Source organism: Affinundibacterium amnicola (assembly GCF_014284275.1).
Classification (GTDB): Bacteria; Pseudomonadota; Gammaproteobacteria; order Burkholderiales; family Burkholderiaceae_D; genus Undibacterium; species Undibacterium amnicola.
Genome location: NZ_JACOFU010000002.1, coordinates 68218 through 94129 on the forward strand (window position 1 = coordinate 68218; position 25912 = coordinate 94129).

Sequence of the window (25912 nt, forward strand, 5' to 3'; positions counted from 1 at the left end):
GAACATCTTTTTTCTCTCACTATTTTTGATTTTTCTATAGGAAACAGCATGCAATCTCGATCACTCGTCGGAAAAACTGCCTTAGTCACTGGATCCACCTCAGGTATTGGCTTGGGAATCGCGCGGTCACTTGCTGCCGAAGGAGCAAACATTTGCTTAAATGGATTTGGTGATACGCAAGAAATTGCGAATTTACGCACAGCCATTGAGCAAGAATTCCAGGTCAAAACCAGTTACTCCAATGCAGACATGACACAAGCAAATCAAATTGCCGACATGATGGCGCAGGCACAAAGCGATTTCGGTGGTGTCGATATTCTGGTGAACAACGCGGGCATTCAGCATGTGGCTGCGATTGAAGATTTCCCTGTTGAGAAATGGGATGCGATCATTGCGATCAACTTAACCTCAGCCTTCCACACAACCCGTCTGGCTTTACCATCAATGCGCGCAAAAAATTGGGGACGTATCATCAATGTCACGTCGGTACATGGCTTGGTCGCCTCCGCACAAAAATCCGCCTATGTCGCCGCTAAACATGGCTTAGTTGGATTCACCAAAACCACCGCTTTAGAAACAGCCGATAGCGCCATCACCTGCAATGCGATCTGCCCAGGATTTGTGTTAACACCTTTAGTACAAAAACAAGTCGATGCGCGTGCAGAGCGCGATGGGATTAGCAATGAAGAAGCAAAGAAATCTCTACTTTCTGAGAAACAACCCTCAGGCGAATTTGTCACCCCGGAGCAGTTAGGTGCTTTAGCCGTATTTTTCTGCAGCGACGCTGCGACACAAATCCGCGGTGTTGCTTGGAATATGGATGGTGGCTGGGTTGCGCAGTAACTCACTCACGATATTGATCGCGGGAATATCAAATTTTGTGTTACGCGATTCATTTATGAATAACGCGAAATTTACTGGTAGGGTGCGCCGTGCGCACCATGATCATCAGCACTAAGGATCGATTTGAAGTTCAAAGCGGTGCGCACAGCGCACCCTACTTCACTAGCTTAAACATTACCTTTAAATAAAAAAACCTGAGGCTTTGTTTGCCTCAGGTTTTTTTATTTTTAAAACACGAATTTTAGATAGCGTTCATATCAAGGACAGCTTCTGTCTTCGCTTGAATTTCTTCTTTCGTAACACCTGGTGCCAATTCCACCAATTTCAAACCATTCGCCGTAATATCAATCACGCCTAAATCAGTAATAATGCGATCGACTACGCCGACACCGGTCAATGGCAAATTACAGGCTTTTAGAATTTTGTGTGCATCGCCTTTGGCGACATGCTCCATCAAGACAACTACGCGACCTACACCAGCGACCAAATCCATAGCGCCGCCCATACCCTTAACCATTTTACCTGGGATCATCCAATTTGCCAGATCACCTTTTTCGGATACTTGCATCGCACCCAAAATCGCTACGTTGATTTTGCCGCCACGAATCATGGCAAATGAATCTGCGGAGCTAAAAATTGATGAGCCAGCCAAAGTCGTTACTGTTTGCTTACCCGCATTAATCAAATCGGGATCAACCTGATCCTCCGTTGGAAACGGTCCAATACCGAGCAAGCCATTTTCTGATTGCAACCAAACTTCCATATGACTTGGTACATGATTTGCCACTAAAGTTGGCAGACCGATTCCCAAATTCACGTAAAAACCATCTTGTAATTCTTGGGCCGCACGCGCAGCCATTTCGTCACGATTCCATGCCATGATGATGTCCTCTTTTTCTGTGTGATTAGCTAGGCGTTACAGTGCGTTGTTCGATGCGCTTTTCTGGATTCGCATTCACAACGATACGATGTACGTAGATGCCGGGAGTATGCACTTCATCCGGATCGATCTCGCCAATTTCCACCAGGTGTTCCACTTCCACAATCGTAATCTTGCCAGCCATCGCTACATTCGGATTGAAGTTGCGTGCTGTTTTTCGATAGACCAAATTGCCAGCCTTATCTGCCTTGTAAGCTTTGACCAAAGACACGTCAGCAACCAGAGCGCGCTCCATCACATATTGTTCGCCATCAAATTCGCGCACTTCTTTACCTTCTGCGACTATCGTACCGACGCCAGTTTTAGTAAAGAATGCTGGGATGCCTGCACCGCCAGCACGCAATTTTTCAGCCAAAGTGCCTTGTGGTGTAAACTCTAATTGCAATTCACCAGCCAAATATTGGCGTTCGAATTCCTTGTTTTCACCAACATAAGATGAAATCATTTTGGTAATTTGACGGGTCGTTAATAATTGACCCAGGCCGAAACCATCGACACCTGCATTATTAGAAATCGCGGTCAAATTTCTCTTACCACTATCGCGCAAAGCACCGATCAGGGCTTCAGGAATACCACACAAACCAAATCCACCAACCGCAATGGTTTGACCATCTTGGACTATATCTGCCAGTGCCGTTGCGGCATCAGGATAGAGCTTATTCATACGTCTCCCTTTTCTAGGTGTACCAAAAAAATCTAGGATAGAGTGCAATTGAGGACAATGCAATACCGTAGAACTACTACATGAAAATCGCACAGCGGATATGCAGTGATGCACAAACCAGTTTGTTGCCCCTCGCCAGAACAACTACTTCGTTGTATTCTATGCAGGAGACCTCTGCACAACCTACTGCGCGACCGAATTTTGAATCTCCGATGCTCGCTGTGCCACAGCACAGGTGCGCTTCTCGATCCAAACTTCGACCGCTCGCTACGGTTGTGCAGAGGCCTCGCAGCGTGTAATTCGTACTAGCCACTAATTTTCTGATCCCTTCCTGCCCCATTTATGTCCACAGCCCTGCCTATCGACTTTGCAAGCATTTTTGAATTAGCGCCGATAGGCATGTGTGTCTCGCAAAATCGTCGTATCGCTGCCTGTAATCAGGCTTTAGCAACGATGTTTGGCTATCGTCAAGACGAACTGATCGGGCAGTCATTTTTGATGTTGTATCCAAGCTCAGATGAATTTGAACGGACGGGTGCGCGCATTGTGCCTATCATCAACGCGGTTGGTAGCTATTCAGACGAACGTATCATGAAACGCGCGAATCAAGACCTGTTTTGGTGTCATGTAACAGGCCGTTCTTTACATCCTGAAGATGTGCATGCCGCTGGCATCTGGACTTTTGATGATCTGAGCGCGAAACGTCAAGTCTCGCAGGAGCTATCAACACGTGAACGCGAAATCGCAGCCTTGTTGGCCGATGGGCAGACCAGCAAATTAATCGCCCGCAATCTCAATCTCAGCCCACGCACGGTAGAAATGCATAGAGCCAAATTAATGAAAAAACTCAATGCATCGACATCGAGCGAATTGATTAATAAATTATTACGGATCAACTAATTTGCAACCACCTTCAACTGACTTGCACCAAAATGAAAAAATCCCCATACCTCTCACAGCATGGGGATTCTAGGTTTCGGCTAGTTGACGATTTTGACGACTTTAAGGATTTACGAAGCGCTCAAACCATCATCTGCAGACACAATTGCACCATTAATAAAGCGTGACTCTTCTGCCGCCAACAGCAACAACAAGCCATCTAAATCCTCCGGCGTACCAACGCGTTTGCGTGGCAACATATCAATTAATTTCTGACCTTGTTCGGTTCTGAAATGATCTTCGTTAATTTCAGTTTCGATATAGCCGGGGCAAATCGCATTCACATTAATACCAAACTTACCCCACTCCACCGCCATCGCTTTCGTCATTTGCACCACAGCGGCTTTGCTCATGCAGTAAATGCCTAATTGCGGAATCACGCGCAGACCTGCCACTGAGGCGATATTGATAATCCGGTGTTGTTTTTTGTGATCGCCTTTATAGCGAGTGATCATGCGTTTTGCGGTTTCTTGCGCCACGAAAAAAGCACCGCGCTGATTGGTATCCATCACGAAAGCGTAATCTTCTGGAGTCACGTCGACCAACTTCTGTTGTGTCGACACACCAGAATTATTGATCAAAATGTCGATAGGACCAGCTTCGGTTTCTGCGTGGGCAATTGCTGATTTAATGCTCGCATAATCCGTCACATCCAGAGCGACCACATGCGCTGCGCCACCATCGGCCTCTATCTCCGCGCGCAACTCTTTTAGTCGATCTATACGGCGCGATGCCAGCACAACTTGTGCGCCCGCCATGGCTAATACTTTGGCAAAACGCGCGCCTAAGCCACTTGATGCACCTGTAATGAGGGCTACTTTACCCTCAAAATTAACTTCTATTCCCATCATCATCTCCAACAATTTATCGATCTAAGTTTCATTCACCGCAAAATTTTGCCGAGCTACACAGCCACCTATTTCACTCCACAACTTTTTCCGAATCATACTCGCAATCAACATCATGATGGGAAATTGCCACAGCCGAAATCAGGCATAAATCAATGTCTTATCAAAAAAATTCTACTTTTGATGGCGATTCATGGCGTTACCGGTGCTGATATACAGGCATTTTGACGAAAATCTGGGATAATTCAGACCGATAACGCAAACGGCACATCACGAATTCAAATTACAACAACAATGCCGCATTAGAAATCCACCACTAGTCGATCACCTTGCACATTTGCACAAGTGCCCATAAGATCGTGCATCAACTTTTGCTAGCGATTGCATTCCCATTAGAAAGCCCTTATTACTATGACTACTTCACAACAATTACTAGAAGAATACGGTCCACGTGACGCAATGGAATACGACGTCGTCATCGTCGGCGGCGGCCCAGCTGGTTTATCTGCCGCAATCAAACTCAAACAATTGGCAGCAGCAAGCGGTAAGGAAGTGTCTGTCGTCGTATTGGAAAAAGGCGGCGAACCGGGTGCGCATATCTTATCGGGCGCGATTATGGATCCGATTGCCTTGACCGAACTTTTTCCGAATTGGAAAGAACTCGGCGCACCGCTAAATACACCAGTCACGGAAGACCGCATCTATGTTTTGACAGAAAATAGCGCTTTCAAGACACCGAATTGGTTGGTTCCAAAATGTTTTCATAATGAAGGCAACTACATCGTCTCATTAGCCAATGTCACACGTTGGTTAGCGCAACAAGCCGAAGCACTGGGTGTAGAAGTTTTCCCAGGCTTCACGGCTGCCGAAGTCTTGTTCAATGAAGATGGCTCGGTCAAAGGTGTAGCGACTGGCAATATGGGTGTGAACCGCGAAGGTGAAGCTTCCCCGTCATTTCAGATCGGCATGGAGCTGCATGCTAAGTACACCTTGTTCGCAGAAGGTGCGCGCGGCCATCTTGGCAAACAAATGATTGCAAAGTACGAACTCGACAAAGGCAAAGATCCTCAGTCTTACGGTATCGGCATTAAAGAATTGTGGGAAATTGATCCATCCAAACATCAAGAAGGTCTAGTCGTACATACGACAGGCTGGCCGATGATGAGTGAATACGCGGGTTCTTTCCTATATCACCTAGAGAACAATCAAGTCGCAGTGGGCTTTGTCGTCGGCCTCGCTTACGAAAATCCTTACATCTCACCATTTGAAGAATTCCAACGCTTTAAAACCCATCCAACAATTCGTGATTTCTTCGAAGGGGCAAAACGTATTTCTTACGGCGCACGGGCGATCACTGCGGGCGGTTTGCAATCTCTGCCTAAATTGACTTTCCCAGGCGGTGCTTTAATCGGCTGTGATGCCGGCTTCTTAAATATGAGCCGCATTAAAGGTAGCCATGCTGCGATTAAGACTGGCATGCTGGCAGCCACGGCGGCGTTTGAGGCCTTAGGTGCAGAACGTCAACACGATGAGTTGACCGCGTACACAACAGCATTTGAAGCATCCTGGTTACATGAAGAATTGCACGTCGCCCGTAACGTCAAAAATCTCTTGAAGAAAGGTGCCTACGGTTCACCATTCGTCTGGTTGGATCAGGTGTTATTGCGCGGCAAAGCGCCATGGACTTTGCGTCACTCCAAGCCAGATCACGCTTGCTTGCGTCCAGCTTCCGAATTCACGCCTATCAATTATCCTAAACCAGACGGTAAACTGACTTTTGATCGCTTATCTTCCGTATTTATCTCCAACACGAATCACGCTGAAGATCAACCCATCCATCTGACCTTAAAAGACGCCAGCGTGCCAGTCAATATTAATTTGGCGAAATATGCTGGACCAGAAAGTCGCTACTGCCCTGCTGGCGTATATGAATTTGTAAAAACAGATGAAGGCGCAGATCGCCTGCAAATCAACGCACAGAATTGCGTGCACTGTAAAACTTGCGATATCAAAGATCCGACACAGAATATCGTGTGGGTGACACCTGAAGGTGGTGGTGGACCGAATTATCCGAGTATGTGATTTTTGGAGTGCGCCAAATTGGATTTCAATAAATAATCGTGGCTCATACAACGCAATAAATTAAATCCATTGAGCTCTGCTAAATTAGTTATCTCAATTCTGAAATTTAACAACAATGCGTCGTTTAAACCTAAATCGTTATTCTTAATTGCAAAATTCATGAATCGTTTTTATAAAATGATCCATCAAAGGTTCTCGAATGAAATTTAATCAATCAATTCAAGTGATTTTCTTTTCTCTAATTATTACTTTCGCTACAACCACAAAAATTCTTGCGGTGGAAAAACTAAAAGAACAACACTATAACAATGATGAAGAAAAAATAAAGAAGGGAAAACAATGCATTTCTCGCTACAAGGAAAAAGTCACAGCAAAGGTTGCGGAAGATTGGGACTCAGTTATCCGCTTATCAAAGCTCGCCAGCTTGGAGTGTAAAAATATATTCGATGACAAATTCACATCCGAAATACATCAAGATCTCGCAAATGCTTATTACGCTCAAAGTAAATTTAAAGATGCACTGTTAGTATCTAATACTTGTACAGCAGTATATTATGCAAACTATGGATGTCACATTGAGAAATCTCGTGCACTCATTGCTCTTGGCAAAAAGGTTGAAGCTAAAGAATCATTAAGGATTTCAAAAAAAATTGGCGAACTTGCTCTAGACGATGCTCATCGAAACTTACAAAAAGCAACCTCTGAAAATGATAAAGAGTTATATACACTTACTATTTCCAATATTAAAGTACATATTCAACTTATTGATGTATTAAGCAAGGTGCTAGCGCAGTAATATGTATTCTATTTGATGCTTCATTGTCAACCAACTACGATTCAATTCAAAAAAATACGTTTATACAAATAAAATACTTTATTAGCACCTGAGCGGCCACCACTCAAACAAATTGACACTTACAGAGAGATCATTATCGATTTAAAAACCACTTAGATATTAAAAATAAAAAATCATTTAAATACTTAATATATTCATTCCAATTGCATTTGCAGGTCTGAAATGTAATCTCCAAAGATTGTTTGTCTATCTAGCTAACAAGAACAGGACTTAATTATTTGATAACAATAAGATAGCCGACATAAAACGCTATCTGATATATACAATTTAAGAAAAACGTATTTTGACCAAAGCTTAACAGTGTCAACTATAAAACTGAACTCTAGACTAATGTCTACATCTATTCGAGAGATTATTTCTCAATCACAAAGTCCATTCTTGCTTAAGAATTTTGTCCAACCAAAACGCACCGATGACGGTTTTCACATCGGTGATTTTTCCTGATTTGACCCATTCCAATACTTCAGAGACTGGTGCAGTAAAAGTTTCCAGAAACTCTTCTTCATCGAGTTTGGCATCACCGGCAACTAAGCCACGTGCCAGATAGATATCCAGATGTTCATCGGCATAAGCGATCGCGTTATGGATGGTACAGAGAAATTGCCAGTCGCTGGCGGTGTATCCCGTTTCTTCTTTTAGTTCACGTTTTGCGCAAACTAAAGAGTCTTCATTTGGATCAATTTTACCAGCTGGGAATTCGAGAAAGACTTGATGAAGTGGATAACGGAACTGGCGTTCCATCAAGACAGTGCCATCATCGAACAAGGGAAGTATCACTACTGCGCCCGGATGTCTGATGTACTCACGCGTAACCAAATTCCCGTCTGGAAGCCTGACGGTATCTTTTTCAACGTGCAAGAAATTACCTTGATAAACACGCTGGCTATCAACCTTTATTTCTGCTAGTTGGGGGTTTTGATCCGAACCCAGATCAAGAATATTCATGCTGAGTCAATTCTTTAGTCAGAATTTTTACGTAAATAGCGATACACGAAACCTGGGAACGCGAACACGATAAACAAACATGCAGTGATCGCGAAAAATTCCCAACGCTGATCAAAGCGATTGCCAGCATTCGATTCAAGCAAAAATCCCAAGCTACCAACGACAAAATACAAGACGATCAATTCTAATAATCGCAACCAAACCGTTTTCTTGCTATTCAATCGAAGAACACCAAATACGCGTTCAGTGAAAAATGGGAGACTTGCGGCAAGAAGTGCCACAATAATCACAAGCCAACTTGATAGTGATGTATTCAAAGCACTTCTCTTTTATGTAGAAGATAAAACTTAGGAAGCTAAAGTGCTCTTAATTGCATCAACACAGCTTTGCAATAAAGAACCCGGCATGATGCCCAAAGCTAACACAGCCAAACCATTAGCACTCAAAACAATTTTGAGATCCATGTGCGCAACAATAGGTGTCGTATCAACTGGCTCGTCAAAGTACATTACTTTAACAATGCGTAAGTAGTAGAAAGCGCCAATCAAAGAAAACAGCACTGCTAATACTGCCAACCAGACCTGACCAGCTGCAACGACTGAACTCAAGACGGATAACTTTGCATAGAAACCCATCAATGGCGGAATACCTGCCAGTGAGAACATCAACAGCAACATGATAAAGGCGAACCATTTGCTACGCTTATTCAGACCTTTAAGATCTGCAATATTTTCAGCTTCAAAACCTGCACGGGACAACAGTAAGATAATGCCGAACGTACCCAAAGTTGTCATCACATAGGTGATTGCATAGAACATCGAAGCGCTATATGCCTCGCCAGCTAATGTGATGTTGCCATTCGACACACCGGACAAGAAGCCCAACAACATAAAGCCCATTTGTGAAATGGTCGAATACGCCAACATACGCTTCAAATTGGTTTGTGCAATCGCAGTGATGTTACCTATTGCCATTGACATCACAGCAAGTACCATCAACATTTGCTGCCAATCGATCACTTGTGGGAACAAGCCTTCTACTAATAAACGGAAGGTAATGGCAAACGCCGCCAATTTTGGTGCTCCACCCAGCAGCAAAGTCACAACCGTCGGAGAACCTTGATACACGTCTGGTACCCACATATGGAATGGCACAACACCTAACTTAAACGCCAAACCAGCGACTAGGAAAACAATGCCGAACACCAAGATAGTCTTATTTGCCGTTGCAGACGCCGCAATTTTTGACATTTCATTGAGATTCAAAGTACCTGTCGCACCGTACAACATGGAAATGCCGTACAACAGAAATCCTGAAGCCAAAGCGCCTAAGACAAAATACTTCATCGCAGCCTCGGTAGATACCGTATGATCGCGACGCAGTGCAACCAAGGCATATAAAGCCAAGGACATCAATTCCAAACCGAGGTAGATAATCAAAAGATTATTACCAGAGATCATCACCATTTGACCAAGCAATGCGAATAATGCCAGTACATAATATTCACCACCGAGCAGGCCATTTGTCATAGCGCGGTCGGTCGCATATTGGCGGCCATAGATAAACGTCACACCCACCGCAATATAACTAAACATCTTCAGCAAATTCGACATCGCATCAGACACGAACATGTTATTGCTCAAATAGACCGAGCTCGGTGCTGTTGCATTCATTGTCAACACGCCGCAAACACCCAGAGCCACTAAGCTCAGGGCGTATGTCACATTTCGCTTATCGTCAGGAAGAAACATATCGATCAGCAAGATCGCGCAAATCGACAGTAGCAAAAATACTTCTGGATAAAGTGATGGTGGAATCAGGTTCATATTATTGATTTCTAATTTCTAATGACGACTATGGTGCAATTTTGGATGTGGCGACATGCTTCAACAAATCAGCCACGGAGACTTGCATAGCATCGGTGAACGGCGCTGGATATACACCCATCGCAATCACTGCAATCGCCAGCACACCCAACATAAAGAATTCACGCGTATTCAAATCGGTCAATTTTGCGACATGATCGTGGGTGATCGCACCGAACACGACACGTTTTACCATCCACAAAGAATATGCTGCACCGAAAATTAAGGCTGTTGCAGCCAACAAACCAATCCAGAAATTAAACTTAACCGCACCGATGATGACCATGAATTCACCAACAAAACCTGAAGTCGCTGGTAAGCCACAATTTGCCATTGAGAACAAAACAAATAAGGCTGCGAACTTTGGCATCGTATTGACAACGCCACCGTAATCAGCAATCTCACGTGAATGCACGCGGTCATACAAAACACCGATACACAAGAACATCGCAGCAGAAATAAAGCCGTGAGAAATCATTTGTACGATTGCGCCCTGCACTGCCAATTCATTAAACATGAAGAAGCCAAGCGTGACGAAACCCATGTGCGCAATCGAAGAATATGCCACCAATTTCTTCATATCTTTTTGCACCAAGGCGACTAAACCGATATAAATCACTGCGATCAAAGACAAAGTAATCATCATGCCAGACAAGTAATGACCAGCATCTGGCGCGATTGGTAAAGAGAAACGTAAGAAACCATAAGCACCAAGTTTCAACATAATCGCTGCCAATACAACAGAACCACCGGTAGGCGCTTCAACGTGGGCATCTGGCAACCAAGTATGTACAGGCCACATCGGGACTTTGACCGCAAATGCCATCAAGAAAGCGATGAACAAGAAAATTTGCTCATGCAAAGTCAACGGTAACTGATGCCAAGCCAAGATATCGAAAGACTGATTCGATTTGAAGTAGAGATAAATAATCGCGACCAAGGTCAACAAAGAACCCAACAAGGTGTAGAGGAAAAACTTAAACGCTGCATAAACCCGATTCGGACCACCCCAGACACCGACAATGATGTACATAGGGATCAAAGTCGCCTCAAAGAATACATAGAACAACAGGCCATCAGTAGCGCAAAAAACGCCAATCATGAGGCCGGACAAAATCAGGAAAGCACCCATGTACTGAGCGACGTTTTTCTCTATCACTTCCCATGCAGCAATCACCACAATCACCGTAATGAATGCCGTCAATGGCACCAACCACATAGAAATACCATCAACGCCCAAAGCATAGAAAGCATTGAAACGTTCGATCCAATTCATGCGTTCAACAAACTGCATGCCATGTGCGGCGTTATCAAATCCTTGAATTACAGGGATAGTGACAGCAAAACTAATTAGCGAGCCAACCAAGGCAATCAGACGAACCAAACCAGGGTTCTTATCACGACCAAAAGCTAATACGAAAACGCCAAATGCGATTGGTAACCAGATCGACAGGCTTAATAATGGAGAGTTTGACAGCATCATGATTATCTTATTATGGTCACTTATTTAGCAAACGGGAGAGGCATGAAATAAATCAAGAAGCCTAATACACCCAAAATCATCACCAGCGCATAGTGATAGATGAAACCAGTCTGGAACAGGCGAATTAATTTGGAGAATAAACCAACCAACTTCGCACTACCATTCACGACCAAGCCATCAATCAAACCTTTGTCACCGATATTCCACAAACCACCACCCAATAAGCGTGCACCACCAGCAAACACCACTTCATTGAATTTGTCCATGTAGTATTTATTGTCGAGCAAAGTAAATACAGCACTAAATTTCTGTTTAATCATGGTTGGAATCGAAGGTTTCACCATGTAGAAGTAGTAAGACAAAGCAACACCAGCTACCGCTAACCAAAATGGTGCCGTCTGCAGAGAATGGATTCCCATTGCCTGCCAACCATGGAAGTGCTCTTTCAACTCACTCATTGCCGGATGCGCAGCAGCATCAATGAAAATGACATCTTTAAAGAAATCACCGTATAACATCGGCTCAACCGCATATAAACCAATCAATACAGATGGAATTGCTAATAGAACCAAAGGAACCCAAACCACCGCTGGAGACTCATGCGGTTTTTGTCCTGGCGCCAAACCATGATGGTGGTCATCATGATGATCATCGTGACCATGTGCGTCGTGAGCATGCCCAAAGTTTTCCTTACCGTGGAATACGAGGAAATACATACGGAAAGAATAAAAAGCGGTTACAAAAACACCTGCCAATACAGCGAATTTTGCAAAGCCAGAACCAGGCAAGTGCGACAACATCACTGCTTCAATAATCGAATCTTTCGAATAGAAGCCGGAGAAAAATGGCGTACCGATCAACGCTAAAGAACCGAGCAATGAAGTAATCCATGTAATTTTCATGTATTTGCGCAAGCCACCCATATTGCGGATGTCTTGGTCATGATGCATACCGATAATCACCGAGCCAGCCGCTAAGAACAACAAGGCTTTAAAGAAGGCGTGCGTCATCAAATGAAATACTGCAACGGAATAGGCAGACGCGCCCAGCGCAACAGTCATATAACCCAACTGTGACAAGGTCGAATAAGCAACCACACGTTTAATATCATTTTGAATGATGCCTAAGAAACCCATGAACAAGGCGGTAATAGCGCCGATGATCATGATGAAACTCAAAGCCGTTTCGGACATCTCGAACAGTGGCGACATACGCGCCACCATGAAAATCCCTGCAGTAACCATCGTCGCAGCGTGAATCAGAGCTGAAATTGGTGTTGGACCTTCCATCGAGTCTGGCAACCAAACGTGCAATGGAAATTGCGCTGATTTACCCATGGCGCCAATAAACAAACAGATACACGCAACCGTGATCAACATCCAATCTGTACCAGGCAACATTAGTGGTGCCAGTTCATCTTTCTTCGCGAACACTTCCGCGTAGTCCATGGAACCAGCGTAAGCAACCAACAAACCAATGCCTAAGATAAAACCAAAATCACCAACGCGATTCACCAAAAAGGCTTTCATGTTCGCATAAATTGCGGTTGGCTTTGTGTACCAAAAACCGATCAATAAATAAGAAACCAAACCAACTGCTTCCCAACCAAAGAACAATTGCAGGAAGTTATTGCTCATAACGAGCATCAACATCGAGAAGGTGAAAAGGGAAATATAAGCGAAGAAACGGTTGTAACCTTCGTCTTCTGCCATGTAGCCTACCGTGTAGATGTGCACCATCAGCGACACAAAAGTCACTACGCACATCATCATTGCAGTCAAGCTATCGACCAGAAAACCAACTTCCAATTTCAAACTACCAACGGTCATCCAATGATACAAAGTCGCATTGTATTTTGCGCCGTCCAAGACTTCAGACAAAGTCATACAGGACAAAACGAAAGCGACCAAAACACCAAGTATCGTCGCCGTATGCGAAACCTTGCGTCCGACCAGATTGCCGAAAAATTTCGTACCTAACAGACCTGCGATTGCTGCACCAGCAAGTGGTGCTAACGGCACTGCCAGCAATAAATGTGGGTTAAGTTGCCCCGCCATAATGACCCTTTGTTATCTTGATTCTTTTAAATTCTCGAAATGTTTTCAAACCAGGAAGACTATTACTAATTAGCCTTTGAGTGTACCCAAGTCATCTACATTAATCGTGTCCAGATTACGGAACATAACAACTAAAATCGCCAAACCAATTGCAGATTCTGCTGCCGCCACCGTCAAAATAAAGAACACAAATATCTGTCCTGCTGCATCCCCAAGATAATGTGAGAATGCGACAAAATTCATATTTACTGCCAACAACATCAATTCAATCGACATCAACAACACGATGATGTTTTTACGATTCATGAAGATACCGACGATTGAAATGGCGAATAAGATCGCACCCAAAATCAAGAAGTGAGTCAGTGTCAAAGTCATTTATGCACCTGTGTTTTCTGCATTTGCCTGCGTATTTGCGCGCTCAGACTCTGCTTTCATACTAACGATACGAATACGATCAGCGCGTTTCACTTTTACTGCCGCAGCTGGATCAAAATATTTACTATCTTTACGGCGACGCAAGGTCAAAGCAACTGCTGCAACGATTGCCAACAACAGAATCACTGCGGCAACTTCAAACGCAAAAATATAGTTAGTGAAAATCTCAATACCTAAAGCTTTCGTCGAGCCGATCTCTGAAGCAGCTGCAGGAACTGTATTGTCCGGACGCAGGAAACCTTTTAACAATACCGCAGACATTTCCAATGCAACAATCACACCGACGATAGCCGCCAATGGCAAACGCCCCCAGAAGCCTTCACGCAACTTATCCATGTTGATGTCTAACATCATGACTACGAACAAGAATAAAACCATTACCGCGCCGACATACACCAGCACCAATACGATCGCTAAAAATTCCGCTTTCAATAACAACCAAATACCGGCCGCAGTAAAAAACGACAAGACCAAAAACAAAGCAGCATGCACCGGATTACGTGCAGTAATCACTTGAGTCGCAGCGAGAATTAAAATCGCTGAGAATGCATAAAATAAGGCAGTAACAAAATCCATAGTTCAGCTCTTCCAGTCTTAGCGGTATTTAGCGTCAGCTTGACGTGCTGCCGCGATTTCTGGCTCGTAACGATCACCCACTGCGAGCAACATCTCTTTCGTGAAATACAAATCACCACGTTTTTCACCGTGATATTCAAGCACATGGGTTTCTACGATTGAATCAACAGGGCAAGACTCTTCGCAAAAACCACAGAAAATACACTTGGTCAAATCAATATCGTAACGCGTGGTACGACGTGAACCATCTTCACGTTGATCAGATTCAATCGTGATCGCCATTGCTGGGCAAACTGCTTCGCATAATTTACAAGCGATACAACGCTCTTCACCATTTGGGTAGCGTCGCAATGCATGCAAACCACGAAAACGTGGTGACTGCGGTGTTTTTTCCTCAGGAAATTGCACCGTAATTTTGCGCGCAAACATATAACGACCTGTCAAAGCTAAACCTTTGATCAACTCGCGCAGCATTAAACTGCCAAAGAAATCCTTAATTGCTTCCATTATTTGCTTCCATTATTTGCTGGCATTTTGCTTTAGCCGATTACTTCCAAATATTCCAGGAGGTTTGCATCCATGCAGCGACGATAACCAAGTAGACCAAGGTGAGAGGAATAAACACTTTCCAACCCAAACGCATAATTTGATCGTAACGATAACGTGGGAAAGAAGCACGTGCCCAGATAAACAAAGACACCACGAAGAAAGTCTTCACACCCAACCAAATCCAACCAGGCAAGTAAGCCAACAAACCTAATACAGGAACCGCATGACCAATTGGTGAGTTCCAACCACCGAGGAACATCAAGGAAGCCAATGCAGAAATCAAAATCATATTGGCATACTCTGCGAGGAAGAACATCGCAAACGACATACCAGAATATTCAACCATATGACCTGCAACGATTTCAGATTCCCCCTCAACCACGTCAAACGGATGGCGATTCGTTTCGGCGATACCAGAAATAATGTAGATCACAAACATAGGTAGCAATGGCAGCCAATTCCAAGAAAGGAAATTCCAGCCATGCTCAGCAAAATAGCCTTTAGTCTGGCCATTCACAATATCAATTAAATTCAAGCTACCAGAGACCATCAAGACGATCACCAATACGAAACCCATCGCAATTTCATAAGAAACCATTTGCGCAGAAGCACGCATCGCACCTAAGAAAGCATACTTCGAGTTAGACGCCCAACCAGCAATGATGATGCCGTAAACTTCCATGGACGTGATTGCCATGACCAATAACAAACCGGCGTTTACATTGGCCAATACCACATCGGGGCCAAACGGAATCACTGACCAGGCAGCCAAGGCTGGCATAATCGTCATGATCGGCGCAATCACAAACAAAACCTTATTCGCTTTTGCTGGAATGATGATTTCTTTAAGCAGTAATTTTAAAGCATCAGCAATTGGTTGCAGCAAACCAGCAGGGCCAACACGATTTGGGCCGAGACGAACGTGCATCCAGCCTATCATTTTACGTTCCCACAAAGTCAGATAGGCGACACAGCCCATGACTGGCAAGGTGATGCAGACGATCTTGACCAATGTCCATACCAACGGCCATAAACCACCAAGGTACTCCACACCGTAAGATTGAACCGTATCTAAGAAATTCATTATGCACGCTCCACATTAATTGGGCCGAACATCGCACCCAGTTGATGCGTTGCCAAAACACCGGCAGCCACGCGTACTACAGTCGCAGGCAAGGTTTTATCAAGCTTAGCCGCACCTAACACCGAGCTACCTGCTTGCGTCAATTTCACAAAATCACCATCGGCAAGACCTAGGCGTGCAAACTCTGCGGCACTCAAGCTAATGGCGGCAACTTTTGCATCTGCGGTACGCTGCAAGGATTCAGAACGACGCACGATGGCATCGGTACTATAGATAGGCACATCAGAAACACGTTCCAAACCAGAAGTCGCAACGCCACTAGTCACAGCTACGTCGGCAATATTATTGAGCTTAGCGGATAAGTCAGTTTGTCCTTGACCTAAAACGGCGTCACGAATCGCTTCAGCCGTTTCGAACTCAAAGTTATCCAAACCTAACAAATTGCCTAGTACACGCAATACTTTCCAAGCTGGACGCGTATCGCCTAATGGTTTCACCACGCCGTGGAAGCTTTGCGCACGACCTTCGCAATTGACGAAAGTACCGGCTGTTTCTGTAAATGGAGAAATCGGCAACAAGACATCCGCGTATTCCATACCATGTTTAAACGCGGACATGACAACCACCATATCAGCTTGTGATAATACTGCTTGGGCCTGATTGGCATTCGCAAAATCAAATGTTGGTTCAGCATTCAACAGCACCACCGCTTTACGCGCATCGCTTAATACATTCGCGGCTGTATCTGCATTGGTAGGAACCGCATCCGCAAGATAAGCACCAACGGTATTTGCCGCTTCAGTTAAGTAACCGAAACCAGCACCGGTATTTTGTGCAATCCATTGTGCTAATGCGTGGATCTTAGAAGCATCTGGATGTTGCGCCGCTGTGTTACCTAAGAATACGCCAGCTGATTGCGCATCAGTACCTGACAACAAACTTGTTGCGATCGCTTGGGCTGCATCCGATACTGCGACGTCGGCCAAACCAGTTGGTTTAGTAATTTGTTTAGCGCTGGCAACCGCTGTTGCGACTTCAGCCAAGAAAGACAACCATGCGGATGGCGCAAGAACCGCTTTGTTTGCGACCTTCATCAAGAGCTCATCATCTGTCGCATGCAAGACACTTAATTTCGTGCCAGACTTGACCGCTTGGCGCAGGCGAGCCGCTAACAGTGGATGGTCTTTACGCAGGAAAGAACCAACCACAAAGACTTGCTTTAATTGCGCAAATGCGGCGATTGACATGCCCAACCATGGTTTGATTTTGCCAGTTAAAGCAAAATCAGATTGACGCAAACGCGTTTCGATATTATCCGAACCCAAGCCACGCACGACACGTGACAACAAGCTCAATTCTTCTAATGTGGAATGTGCAGAAGCCAAACCAGCAATAGAGTTTGCACCATGCTCATGCTTCACATTTTTCAAACCATGTGCCACATATTCCAGCGCAGTTTGCCAGTCAGTTTCTTGCCATTGACCGCCCTGCTTCAACATTGGTTTAGTCAAACGATCTTCGCTATTTAAACCTTCGTAGGCGAAACGATCTTTATCGGAAATCCAGCATTCATTCACCGCATCATTTTCCAAAGGAACGACACGCATCACTTTATTATTTTTGACCTGAACGATCAGATTAGCACCCAAGCCATCATGCGCACTGACAGATTTACGACGAGACAATTCCCAAGTACGTGCTGAGTAACGGAAAGGTTTCGAAGTCAGGGCACCGACTGGACACAAGTCAATCATGTTTCCAGATAATTCAGAATCAACTGTCTTGCCAACGAAAGAGGTAATTTCTGAGTGCTCGCCACGACCAAGCATACCGAGTTCCATCACGCCGGCAACTTCTTGACCAAAACGTACGCAACGTGTGCAATGAATGCAGCGGCTCATCTCTTCCATCGAGATCAAAGGGCCAACATTTTTATGGAACACTACACGTTTTTCTTCTTCGTAACGTGAACTGGTTTTACCGTAACCGACTGCCAGATCTTGCAATTGACATTCACCACCTTGATCACAAATCGGGCAATCAAGCGGATGGTTAATCAACAAAAATTCCATCACGTCTTTTTGTGCCTTGACCGCCTTATCGCTATTGGAACGAACGATCATGCCTTGTGTCACTGGTGTGGCGCAAGCAGGCAAAGGTTTAGGCGCTTTTTCAACCTCAACCAAACACATGCGGCAGTTTGCAGCAATCGACAATTTTTTGTGATAGCAAAAATGAGGAATGTAGGTGCCAAGTTTATTGGCAGCGTCCATCACCATGCTGCCCGCAGGGACTTCTACTTTCTTGCCGTCTATTTCAATTTCAACCATGGTGTGCTCTGGGTACGCTAAGCGAATAAATATTCAGACTTGAATGAATTCTCAATTCAAGAACAAACTACAGCCTTGTTTATAAATAAGTCGGAACCAAGCAGTGCTTATGCTCGATATGGTATTCAAACTCTTCACGGAAATTCTTGATAAATGCACGAACTGGCATTGCTGCGGCATCACCTAAGGCGCAAATCGTGCGACCTTGAATACCGTCAGCTACTGCATTTAACATATCTAAATCATCTGGGCGACCTTGACCGTTTTCGATGCGATGCACCATGCGATACAACCAGCCTGTACCTTCACGGCATGGCGTGCATTGACCGCAAGATTCTTCGAAATAGAAGTAAGACAAACGCAACAAAGACTTGACCATACAACGCGTTTCGTCCATCACGATGACCGCGCCAGAACCAAGCATAGAACCAGCCTTAGCGATAGAGTCATAATCCATATCCGTCGCCATCATCACGTCACCAGTCAAGACTGGCATGGAGGAACCACCTGGAATAACCGCTTTGATTTTTTTACCATCGCGCATACCGCCAGCCAACTCTAACAAGGTCGCAAACGGCGTTCCCATCGGAACTTCGTAATTACCTGGCTTAGCCACGTCACCTGACATAGAGAAAATCTTGGTTCCACCATTATTCGGTTTACCAAGTGCAGCATAAGCCTCGCCGCCCATCGCCAAGACAAATGGCACAGCAGCAAAGGTTTCCGTGTTATTGATGGTCGTCGGCTTACCGTACAAACCAAAACTTGCGGGAAATGGCGGTTTGAAACGCGGCTGACCTTTTTTACCTTCTAAGGATTCCAACAAGGCTGTTTCCTCGCCACAGATGTAAGCACCGTAACCGTGGAAAGCATGCAACTGGAATGAAAAATCGGAACCATGAATGCGATCACCCAACATGTTGGCTGCGCGTGCTTCTTCTAAAGCTTCTTCGAAACGGTCATAGTCAGCAAAAATTTCGCCGTGAATATAGTTGTAACCAACGGTGATGCCCATTGCATACGCACCAATCGCCATACCTTCGATCAAAGCATGTGGATTGTAACGAATAATGTCGCGATCTTTAAATGTGCCTGGCTCGCCTTCATCTGTATTACAAACCAGATATTTTTGACCTGGGAATTGACGTGGCATGAAACTCCACTTCAAACCCGTTGGAAAACCTGCGCCACCACGACCGCGCAAGGAGGAAGCTTTCAGCTCCGCAATCACTTGCTCTGGCGGGATTTTTTCATCCAGAATACGTTTTAAAGATTGATAGCCACCGCGCGCGATATAGTCTTGCAGGTGCCAGTTTTTTCCGTCTAAGCCAGCTAGAATCAGTGGCTTGATATGGCGATTATGTAGACTCGTCATTATTTACCTGCTTCTGTTGTTTGGCTTAATTCAATCACTAATGCATCAATTTTGTCATTCGACATAAAGCTGCACATACGCTTATTGTTCACCAACATGACTGGCGCATCACCACAAGCGCCCATGCATTCACCTTCCATCAAGGTGAATTTACCGTCAGCACTGGTTTTTTTATAGTCGAGGCCGAGTTTTTGCTTCAAGTGATGCGCAGCACGTTCGCCACCAGACAAGGCGCACGGCAAATTTGTACAAACTGTAATTTTATGTTTACCGACTGGTTTGGTGTTATACATATTGTAGAAGGTCGCCACTTCTTGCACCGCAACGGCAGGCATGCCGATGTAATCAGCAACGAACTGCAATACTTCAGGAGATAACCAACTAGTTTCATCCTGGGCAATCGCCAAGGCCGCCATCACCGCAGACTGACGCTGATCCGCAGGGAATTTCGCCAATTCGCGATCAATTTTTTTTAATGCTTGCTCTGATAAGACCATCGCTTTTGCCTCAAATATCGACTCTCAAAAAGAGCCGATCATCTATCAATATTTATTTCTACCAACAATCAATCAACGATCGATTTCGCCGAATACGATATCTTGCGTACCAATAATCGTGACCGCATCAGCAATCATATGACCTTTGGCCATTTCATCTAAACCTTGCAGATGCGGAAAACCAGGTGCGCGGATTTTCATACGATACGGCTTGTTCGCACCATCCGACATCAGGTAAATACCAAATTCGCCTTTAGGATGCTCGACTGCGGCATAAGCTTCGCCAGCAGGAACGTGAAAGCCTTCAGTAAATAATTTGAAGTGATGGATCAACTCTTCCATATTCGACTTCATATTCACGCGGCTTGGCGGCGCAACTTTATGATTCGTTGACATCACAGGACCGGCATTATTACGCAACCATTCCACACACTGTTTGATGATGCGATTTGACTGGCGCATTTCTTCAACGCGAACCAGATAACGATCGTAACTATCACCATTCACACCAACTGGAATATCGAAATCCAGCAAATCATAAACTTCATAAGGCTGTTTCTTGCGCAAATCCCATTCGATGCCAGAACCACGCAACATAGGACCAGTGAAGCCCATCGCCAAAGCACGCTCAGGAGAAACAACGCCGATACCGACCAAACGCTGTTTCCAGATACGATTATCTGTCAACAAAGTCTCGTACTCATCAACGTATTTCGGGAAACGATTGGTAAAGTCTTCGATAAAATCGAGCAAAGATCCTTGACGATTTTCATTTAATAAACGAATAGCTTTTTCATTTTTCAGAATCGATGCCTTGTGCTTAGGCATTTCATCTGGTAAGTCGCGATATACGCCACCTGGACGATAGTAAGCAGCATGCATACGCGCACCAGAAACTGCTTCGTAGCAATCCATCAAATCTTCACGTTCACGGAAGGCGTACAACATCACCGCCATCGCACCAACGTCGAGACCATGTGCACCAATCCACAACAAGTGATTCAAAATACGTGTAATTTCATCAAACATCACACGAATATACTGCGCACGCAAAGGCACTTCCAAACCAAGCATTTTCTCAATCGCCATGACATAGGCATGCTCATTGGACATCATGGACACATAATCCAAGCGATCCATGTAAGGAACTGATTGCAAGAATGTTTTTTGTTCAGCTAATTTTTCAGTTGCACGATGCAACAAGCCGATATGCGGATCCGCACGTTGAATAACTTCGCCATCCAATTCGAGCACCAAACGCAAAACGCCGTGGGCTGCCGGATGCTGAGGACCAAAGTTTAAGGTGTAATTTTTAATTTCTGCCATGATCCGTCCTTAACCCTTAATCCCATAGTTCTCTTCGCGAATAATTCGCGGGGTATTTTCACGCGGCTCTATCGTCACCGGTTGATAAATCACACGTTTTTGATCAGCGTCATAGCGCATCTCGACGTAGCCAGAAACTGGGAAATCTTTACGGAAAGGATGACCAATAAATCCGTAGTCTGTCAGGATGCGACGCAAGTCATTATGACCATCAAACAAAATACCAAAGAAGTCAAAAGCTTCACGCTCGTACCAATTCGCAGTACTCCACACGTCCACCAAAGAAGCGACGATCGGAAATTCATCATCTTCTGCAAACACGCGAACTCGAAGACGCCAATTATGCTTAACCGAAGTCAAATGTGACACGACAGCAAAGCGCTTACCATCCCAAACACCATCACCGTAGGTTGAGTAGTCAACACCACAAAGATCAATCAACTGCTCAAAGTAAGTTTCTGCGCTATCACGCAAATCAAACATCACTTGCAGGTAATCTTTAGCAGAGACAACAATAGTAAGCTCTCCAAGCGCCAAATGCGACTGCATGAGCCGCTCGCCAATAACAGCCTTTACTGCCGACTCGAGATTTTCTAGTTTGGTAGTCATTTTGCTTTAATTTGTAAATTTCTCTATCAGACCAATTAGCGAGCAATAGTATTGGTGCGCTTAATCTTATTCTGCAATTGGATAATGCCGTAAATTAAGGCTTCGGCTGTCGGAGGACATCCTGGCACATAAATATCAACAGGAACAATGCGATCACATCCACGCACAACAGAGTAAGAGTAATGATAATAGCCACCACCATTGGCACAAGAACCCATGGAAATAACCCAACGCGGCTCTGCCATCTGATCATAGACCTTACGCAAAGCTGGCGCCATTTTATTACACAAGGTTCCGGCAACAATCATCACATCTGACTGACGCGGTGACGGACGAAACACCACACCAAAACGATCCAGATCGTAACGAGAACAACCAGCATGCATCATCTCAACCGCACAACAAGCCAGACCAAACGTCATCGGCCACATTGAACCTGTTTGCGTCCAGTTAATCAGCTTGTCCAAACTAGTGGTAACAAAGCCTTCGCTTAACACGCCTTCAATTGACATAAGCTTTTCCTATTAGGTCACTCCCAATCCAGGGCGCCCTTTTTCCAGATGTACCAAAAACCGACCGCAAATTCCAAGATGAAACCTAGCATCACCAAGAAACCAGTCCACCCTAACTCTTTCACAGACACAGCCCATGGGAAGAAGAAAGCAGTTTCCAAGTCGAACAAAATAAAAAGAATTGCAATGAGATAGTAACGCACGTCAAACTTCATACGTGCATCTTCAAAGGCTTCAAAGCCACACTCATAAGCGGAAGTTTTTTGATTATCAGGCCGATGCGGCGCAAGAACACGCCCAAGAACTTGCGGCACAATACCCACCGCAATACCGACCAAAATAAAGAGAAGAACTGGGAAATAATTTTCGAGGTTCACGTTAGCTTATCCGTATAAAAACGCAACATTGAGATGTTAATTGCATGATTGAGTGATTGCTCAATTCAAACTTAATTCGCAACCACTTCCTCGATCAAGTCATATGTAGAAAAACTTGACTTATTCTTTGGTGCCGACGACGAGACTCGAACTCGTACAGCTTTCGCCACTACCCCCTCAAGATAGCGTGTCTACCAATTTCACCACGTCGGCATAAGCCCAGCATTGTACTCGGTTCAGCTCAATTGTTCAACGCACAATTGCAGCAATTCAAGATTTTTTTGCCGGACGAACTGATCTACATTAAGTTATTTTGGAATTTCTGCCGCTTGACCAGATGCCGAAGTTGATGATGCAGGAGCAGGCACCGCATTCGATGCTGGAGCAGTTACTGGAACAGTTTTCGCGGCAGGCAAATTATCCATCACACCAACAGATGGCGCTTTATTTGCACCGAACGAAGTCAAAATAAGCGTCGCAACAAAAAACACTGCCACTGCAACAGCCGTTGATTTGGATAAGAAATTAGATGATCCAGTTGCACCAAACAAGCTACCTGACGCACCCGAACCAAACGACGCGCCCATGTCCGCGCCCTTGCCATGTTGCAGCAAAACCAAACCAACAATTATCAATGCCGAAATTACCTGAACGATCATCACCAACGTAGCTAAAGAAGTATTCATTTAAAACATCCAATCCAATTTAATCTTTTATAAAACACGAACAGAGAAACCAATACAGCTCCTCAAAACTTTTACACCAACTCAAATCAGGCCGCCGCCACAATCGACAAAAAGTCAACAGCCTTCAACGATGCACCACCAATCAAACCACCATCAATATCTGGCATCGCCAACAATTCTTTTGCATTCTCAGGCTTCATACTTCCACCATAAAGAATACGCACTTTTTCGGCCGCAAAATCACTACGCACGGCTAAAGTTTTACGCAACACCGCATGTACGTCTTGCGCCATCTCTGGCGTTGCCGTCTTGCCTGTACCAATTGCCCAAACAGGTTCATAAGCCACAACAATTCGCGCCAATGCGCCTTCATCAAGCACATCCATCACCGCTTGCAGTTGAGCGACTACCACCTCATTTGTTTTACCAGCCTCACGCTGCTCCAAAGTCTCGCCCACACAAACAATCGGGTAAATATTTGAACGCAAGGACTGCAGAGCCTTTTGCGCGACCAACTCATTCGATTCATGATGGTACGCACGACGCTCGGAATGGCCGACTATCGCATATTTACATGAAAAATCTGCCAACATTGCTGGCGAAATTTCACCAGTATAGGCACCAGACTGATGCGGAGAAACATCTTGAGCGCCAAATGCGATTTGCGTTTTCGCCAAGAATACTTCACATTGCGGAATATAAACAAACGGTACGCAAACTAGGACCTCGCAAGCAGAGGCAATAGATGCGCCTGACAACTCTCCCAGTAAAGCAGAGTTCGCAGAAAGACTGCCATTCATCTTCCAATTTCCGGCTATTAGTGTTCGTCGCTGTTGTGCCATAGGATTCAAAATTTAATTAACTGGCTATTGTATCGCGCCAGAGCTATGGGGGTCAATTTTCCAGCCAAAAGTTTAATAATGGAAAACAATGGTTTACATGCCACAACAACAAAATACCTTACCAAGCAATTAGCCAGTCACGAACATCCTCCAAACAAAGTCAGTGCAACTTATCAAATCACAGCTCAAGTATAAGCTTTCCAATATGTTGACTGGACTCCATCATTTCATGCGCCTTACTGGCATCCTTCAACGAAAAGACACGATGAATAACTGGCTTAATCTCACCTCGCGCCAACAAAGGCCAAACTTTTTTTAATAAAGCATTTGCGATCTCCGCCTTGAATTCAGTTGAGCGTGGACGCAAAGTCGATCCGGTCACATGCAAACGGCGACGCAACACTTGCGACAGATCCAATTCAGCCTTTGCACCACCCAGCAAGGCAATCACGACCAATCGCCCATCATCAGCCAAACTGTCAATATTTTTAGATAAATACGTTCCAGCCACCATATCAAGAATTACATCCACACCCCTGCCGACCGTTTCCGCTCGCACAACATCAAGAAAATCTTCGACGCGATAATTGATCGCGCGAACTACACCCAACTTTTCTACCGCACGACATTTCTCATCGGAACCCACCGTAGCAATGACCTTCACCCCCATGGCTGTCGCGAGCTGTATCGCTGCGACACCAATACCCGACGTACCACCATGCACCAACAAAGTTTCGCCGACAGACAATCTACCGCGATCAAACACATTCGACCACACCGTAAAAAAAGTTTCCGGCAGTGAAGCCGCCTCTAGCAAACTCAACCCCTTTGGCACTGGCAAACACTGCACCACGGGCGCCACACAAAATTCAGCATACCCACCACCCTGCACCAAAGCACAGACCAAATCCCCAATCGAGAATCCACTTCCGGACAAATCACCATCAACAATTTCACCCGCCACCTCCAAGCCAGGCAAATCGGAAGCACCAGCAGGCACAGGATAATGCCCCATACGCTGCAACACGTCAGGTCGATTCACGCCAGCAGCTCGAACACGTATCAATACCTCACCTGCAGCAAAAACAGGCATCGGTCGCTCACATAACTGCAGAACCTCAGGCTTACCATATTGCGTAATTTCTATTGCTCGCATTAATTTACTCCAACATTCTCAAGCCACAAGGAC

26 protein-coding genes and 1 tRNA gene are annotated in these 25912 nt (G+C 44.9%); 4 read left to right on the top strand and 23 right to left on the bottom strand.

The window, feature by feature from the left end; genetic code table 11:
* The first annotated feature begins 48 nt into the window (after window positions 1-48).
* On the top strand, window positions 49-843 hold the full coding sequence (locus H8K33_RS04625) for a 3-hydroxybutyrate dehydrogenase (protein ID WP_186889841.1): 795 nt from the start codon (window positions 49-51) through the stop codon (window positions 841-843).
* 241 nt (window positions 844-1084) lie between these two features.
* Here the strand turns inward: H8K33_RS04625 and H8K33_RS04630 are convergent, their stop codons facing one another.
* Window positions 1085-1723: a CoA transferase subunit B gene (locus H8K33_RS04630; protein WP_186889842.1), complete on the bottom strand. Its 639-nt coding sequence runs from the start codon at window positions 1721-1723 to the stop codon at window positions 1085-1087.
* A 25-nt stretch (window positions 1724-1748) separates the two neighbouring features.
* Entirely contained in the window at window positions 1749-2447 is a 699-nt protein-coding gene (locus tag H8K33_RS04635) for a CoA transferase subunit A (RefSeq protein WP_186889843.1), read from the bottom strand.
* Window positions 2448-2789: 342 nt separating this feature from the next.
* Between H8K33_RS04635 and H8K33_RS04640 the strand changes: the two genes are divergently transcribed.
* Window positions 2790-3347 (top strand): LuxR C-terminal-related transcriptional regulator, encoded by a 558-nt coding sequence (locus tag H8K33_RS04640; RefSeq protein WP_186889844.1) that lies wholly within the window; start codon window positions 2790-2792, stop codon window positions 3345-3347.
* A gap of 110 nt (window positions 3348-3457) precedes the next feature.
* On the opposite strand, the gene H8K33_RS04645 is transcribed toward H8K33_RS04640, so the two are convergent.
* Window positions 3458-4234, bottom strand: coding sequence for an SDR family oxidoreductase (locus tag H8K33_RS04645; RefSeq protein WP_186889845.1), 777 nt, complete (start codon window positions 4232-4234; stop codon window positions 3458-3460).
* Window positions 4235-4645: 411 nt separating this feature from the next.
* On the opposite strand from H8K33_RS04645, the gene H8K33_RS04650 reads away from it, so the two are divergent.
* Together H8K33_RS04650 and H8K33_RS04655 are read left to right on the top strand one after the other, a co-directional pair.
* Window positions 4646-6316 (top strand): electron transfer flavoprotein-ubiquinone oxidoreductase, encoded by a 1671-nt coding sequence (locus tag H8K33_RS04650; protein ID WP_186889846.1) that lies wholly within the window; start codon window positions 4646-4648, stop codon window positions 6314-6316.
* Window positions 6317-6515: 199 nt separating this feature from the next.
* Window positions 6516-7112, top strand: coding sequence for a hypothetical protein (locus H8K33_RS04655; RefSeq protein ID WP_186889847.1), 597 nt, complete (start codon window positions 6516-6518; stop codon window positions 7110-7112).
* 423 nt (window positions 7113-7535) lie between these two features.
* Here H8K33_RS04655 and H8K33_RS04660 read toward each other — a convergent pair whose 3' ends face one another.
* From H8K33_RS04660 to H8K33_RS04755, 20 genes are all read right to left on the bottom strand, one after another.
* Window positions 7536-8117, bottom strand: a complete 582-nt coding sequence (locus H8K33_RS04660; protein WP_186889848.1) for an NUDIX domain-containing protein — start codon at window positions 8115-8117, stop codon at window positions 7536-7538.
* Between the two features lie 14 nt (window positions 8118-8131).
* The gene (locus H8K33_RS04665; protein ID WP_186889849.1) at window positions 8132-8434 is read right to left on the bottom strand and encodes a DUF2818 family protein; all 303 of its coding nucleotides are present in this window, start codon (window positions 8432-8434) and stop codon (window positions 8132-8134) included.
* Window positions 8435-8464: 30 nt separating this feature from the next.
* Window positions 8465-9943, bottom strand: a complete 1479-nt coding sequence (gene nuoN / locus H8K33_RS04670) for an NADH-quinone oxidoreductase subunit NuoN (RefSeq protein WP_222613294.1) — start codon at window positions 9941-9943, stop codon at window positions 8465-8467.
* 28 nt (window positions 9944-9971) lie between these two features.
* Window positions 9972-11465: an NADH-quinone oxidoreductase subunit M gene (locus H8K33_RS04675; RefSeq protein ID WP_186889850.1), complete on the bottom strand. Its 1494-nt coding sequence runs from the start codon at window positions 11463-11465 to the stop codon at window positions 9972-9974.
* 20 nt (window positions 11466-11485) lie between these two features.
* A complete protein-coding gene (gene nuoL, locus H8K33_RS04680) occupies window positions 11486-13522 on the bottom strand; it encodes an NADH-quinone oxidoreductase subunit L (RefSeq protein ID WP_186889851.1) in 2037 nt (678 codons plus the stop codon).
* 69 nt (window positions 13523-13591) lie between these two features.
* A complete protein-coding gene (nuoK, locus tag H8K33_RS04685; protein ID WP_186889852.1) occupies window positions 13592-13900 on the bottom strand; it encodes an NADH-quinone oxidoreductase subunit NuoK in 309 nt (102 codons plus the stop codon).
* Entirely contained in the window at window positions 13901-14536 is a 636-nt protein-coding gene (locus H8K33_RS04690; RefSeq protein WP_186889853.1) for an NADH-quinone oxidoreductase subunit J, read from the bottom strand.
* 18 nt (window positions 14537-14554) lie between these two features.
* A complete protein-coding gene (nuoI, locus tag H8K33_RS04695) occupies window positions 14555-15043 on the bottom strand; it encodes an NADH-quinone oxidoreductase subunit NuoI (RefSeq protein ID WP_186889854.1) in 489 nt (162 codons plus the stop codon).
* A gap of 40 nt (window positions 15044-15083) precedes the next feature.
* The gene (gene nuoH, locus H8K33_RS04700; RefSeq protein ID WP_186889855.1) at window positions 15084-16169 is read right to left on the bottom strand and encodes an NADH-quinone oxidoreductase subunit NuoH; all 1086 of its coding nucleotides are present in this window, start codon (window positions 16167-16169) and stop codon (window positions 15084-15086) included.
* On the bottom strand, window positions 16169-18499 hold the full coding sequence (nuoG, locus tag H8K33_RS04705; RefSeq protein ID WP_186889856.1) for an NADH-quinone oxidoreductase subunit NuoG: 2331 nt from the start codon (window positions 18497-18499) through the stop codon (window positions 16169-16171). The genes nuoH and nuoG overlap by 1 nt, the downstream gene beginning before the upstream one ends.
* Window positions 18500-18578: 79 nt before the next feature.
* Window positions 18579-19874, bottom strand: coding sequence for an NADH-quinone oxidoreductase subunit NuoF (gene nuoF, locus H8K33_RS04710; RefSeq protein WP_186889857.1), 1296 nt, complete (start codon window positions 19872-19874; stop codon window positions 18579-18581).
* Window positions 19874-20371 (bottom strand): NADH-quinone oxidoreductase subunit NuoE, encoded by a 498-nt coding sequence (nuoE, locus tag H8K33_RS04715; protein ID WP_186889858.1) that lies wholly within the window; start codon window positions 20369-20371, stop codon window positions 19874-19876. The genes nuoF and nuoE overlap by 1 nt, the downstream gene beginning before the upstream one ends.
* A gap of 72 nt (window positions 20372-20443) precedes the next feature.
* Window positions 20444-21697 (bottom strand): NADH-quinone oxidoreductase subunit D, encoded by a 1254-nt coding sequence (locus tag H8K33_RS04720; protein ID WP_186889859.1) that lies wholly within the window; start codon window positions 21695-21697, stop codon window positions 20444-20446.
* Window positions 21698-21706: 9 nt separating this feature from the next.
* Window positions 21707-22306 carry an NADH-quinone oxidoreductase subunit C gene (locus H8K33_RS04725; protein WP_186889860.1) on the bottom strand — a complete coding sequence of 200 codons (600 nt, stop codon included), beginning with the start codon at window positions 22304-22306 and terminating at the stop codon, window positions 21707-21709.
* Window positions 22307-22341: 35 nt separating this feature from the next.
* Window positions 22342-22818, bottom strand: a complete 477-nt coding sequence (locus tag H8K33_RS04730) for a NuoB/complex I 20 kDa subunit family protein (RefSeq protein ID WP_186889861.1) — start codon at window positions 22816-22818, stop codon at window positions 22342-22344.
* Window positions 22819-22835: 17 nt separating this feature from the next.
* Window positions 22836-23195: an NADH-quinone oxidoreductase subunit A gene (locus H8K33_RS04735; RefSeq protein WP_186889862.1), complete on the bottom strand. Its 360-nt coding sequence runs from the start codon at window positions 23193-23195 to the stop codon at window positions 22836-22838.
* 128 nt (window positions 23196-23323) lie between these two features.
* Window positions 23324-23408: transfer RNA gene (locus H8K33_RS04740), tRNA-Leu, on the bottom strand.
* 95 nt (window positions 23409-23503) lie between these two features.
* Window positions 23504-23881, bottom strand: a complete 378-nt coding sequence (gene secG / locus H8K33_RS04745) for a preprotein translocase subunit SecG (RefSeq protein WP_186889863.1) — start codon at window positions 23879-23881, stop codon at window positions 23504-23506.
* A gap of 86 nt (window positions 23882-23967) precedes the next feature.
* Entirely contained in the window at window positions 23968-24723 is a 756-nt protein-coding gene (gene tpiA, locus H8K33_RS04750; RefSeq protein ID WP_186889864.1) for a triose-phosphate isomerase, read from the bottom strand.
* 178 nt (window positions 24724-24901) lie between these two features.
* Window positions 24902-25879 carry an NAD(P)H-quinone oxidoreductase gene (locus H8K33_RS04755; RefSeq protein WP_186889865.1) on the bottom strand — a complete coding sequence of 326 codons (978 nt, stop codon included), beginning with the start codon at window positions 25877-25879 and terminating at the stop codon, window positions 24902-24904.
* Window positions 25880-25912: the final 33 nt, after the last annotated feature.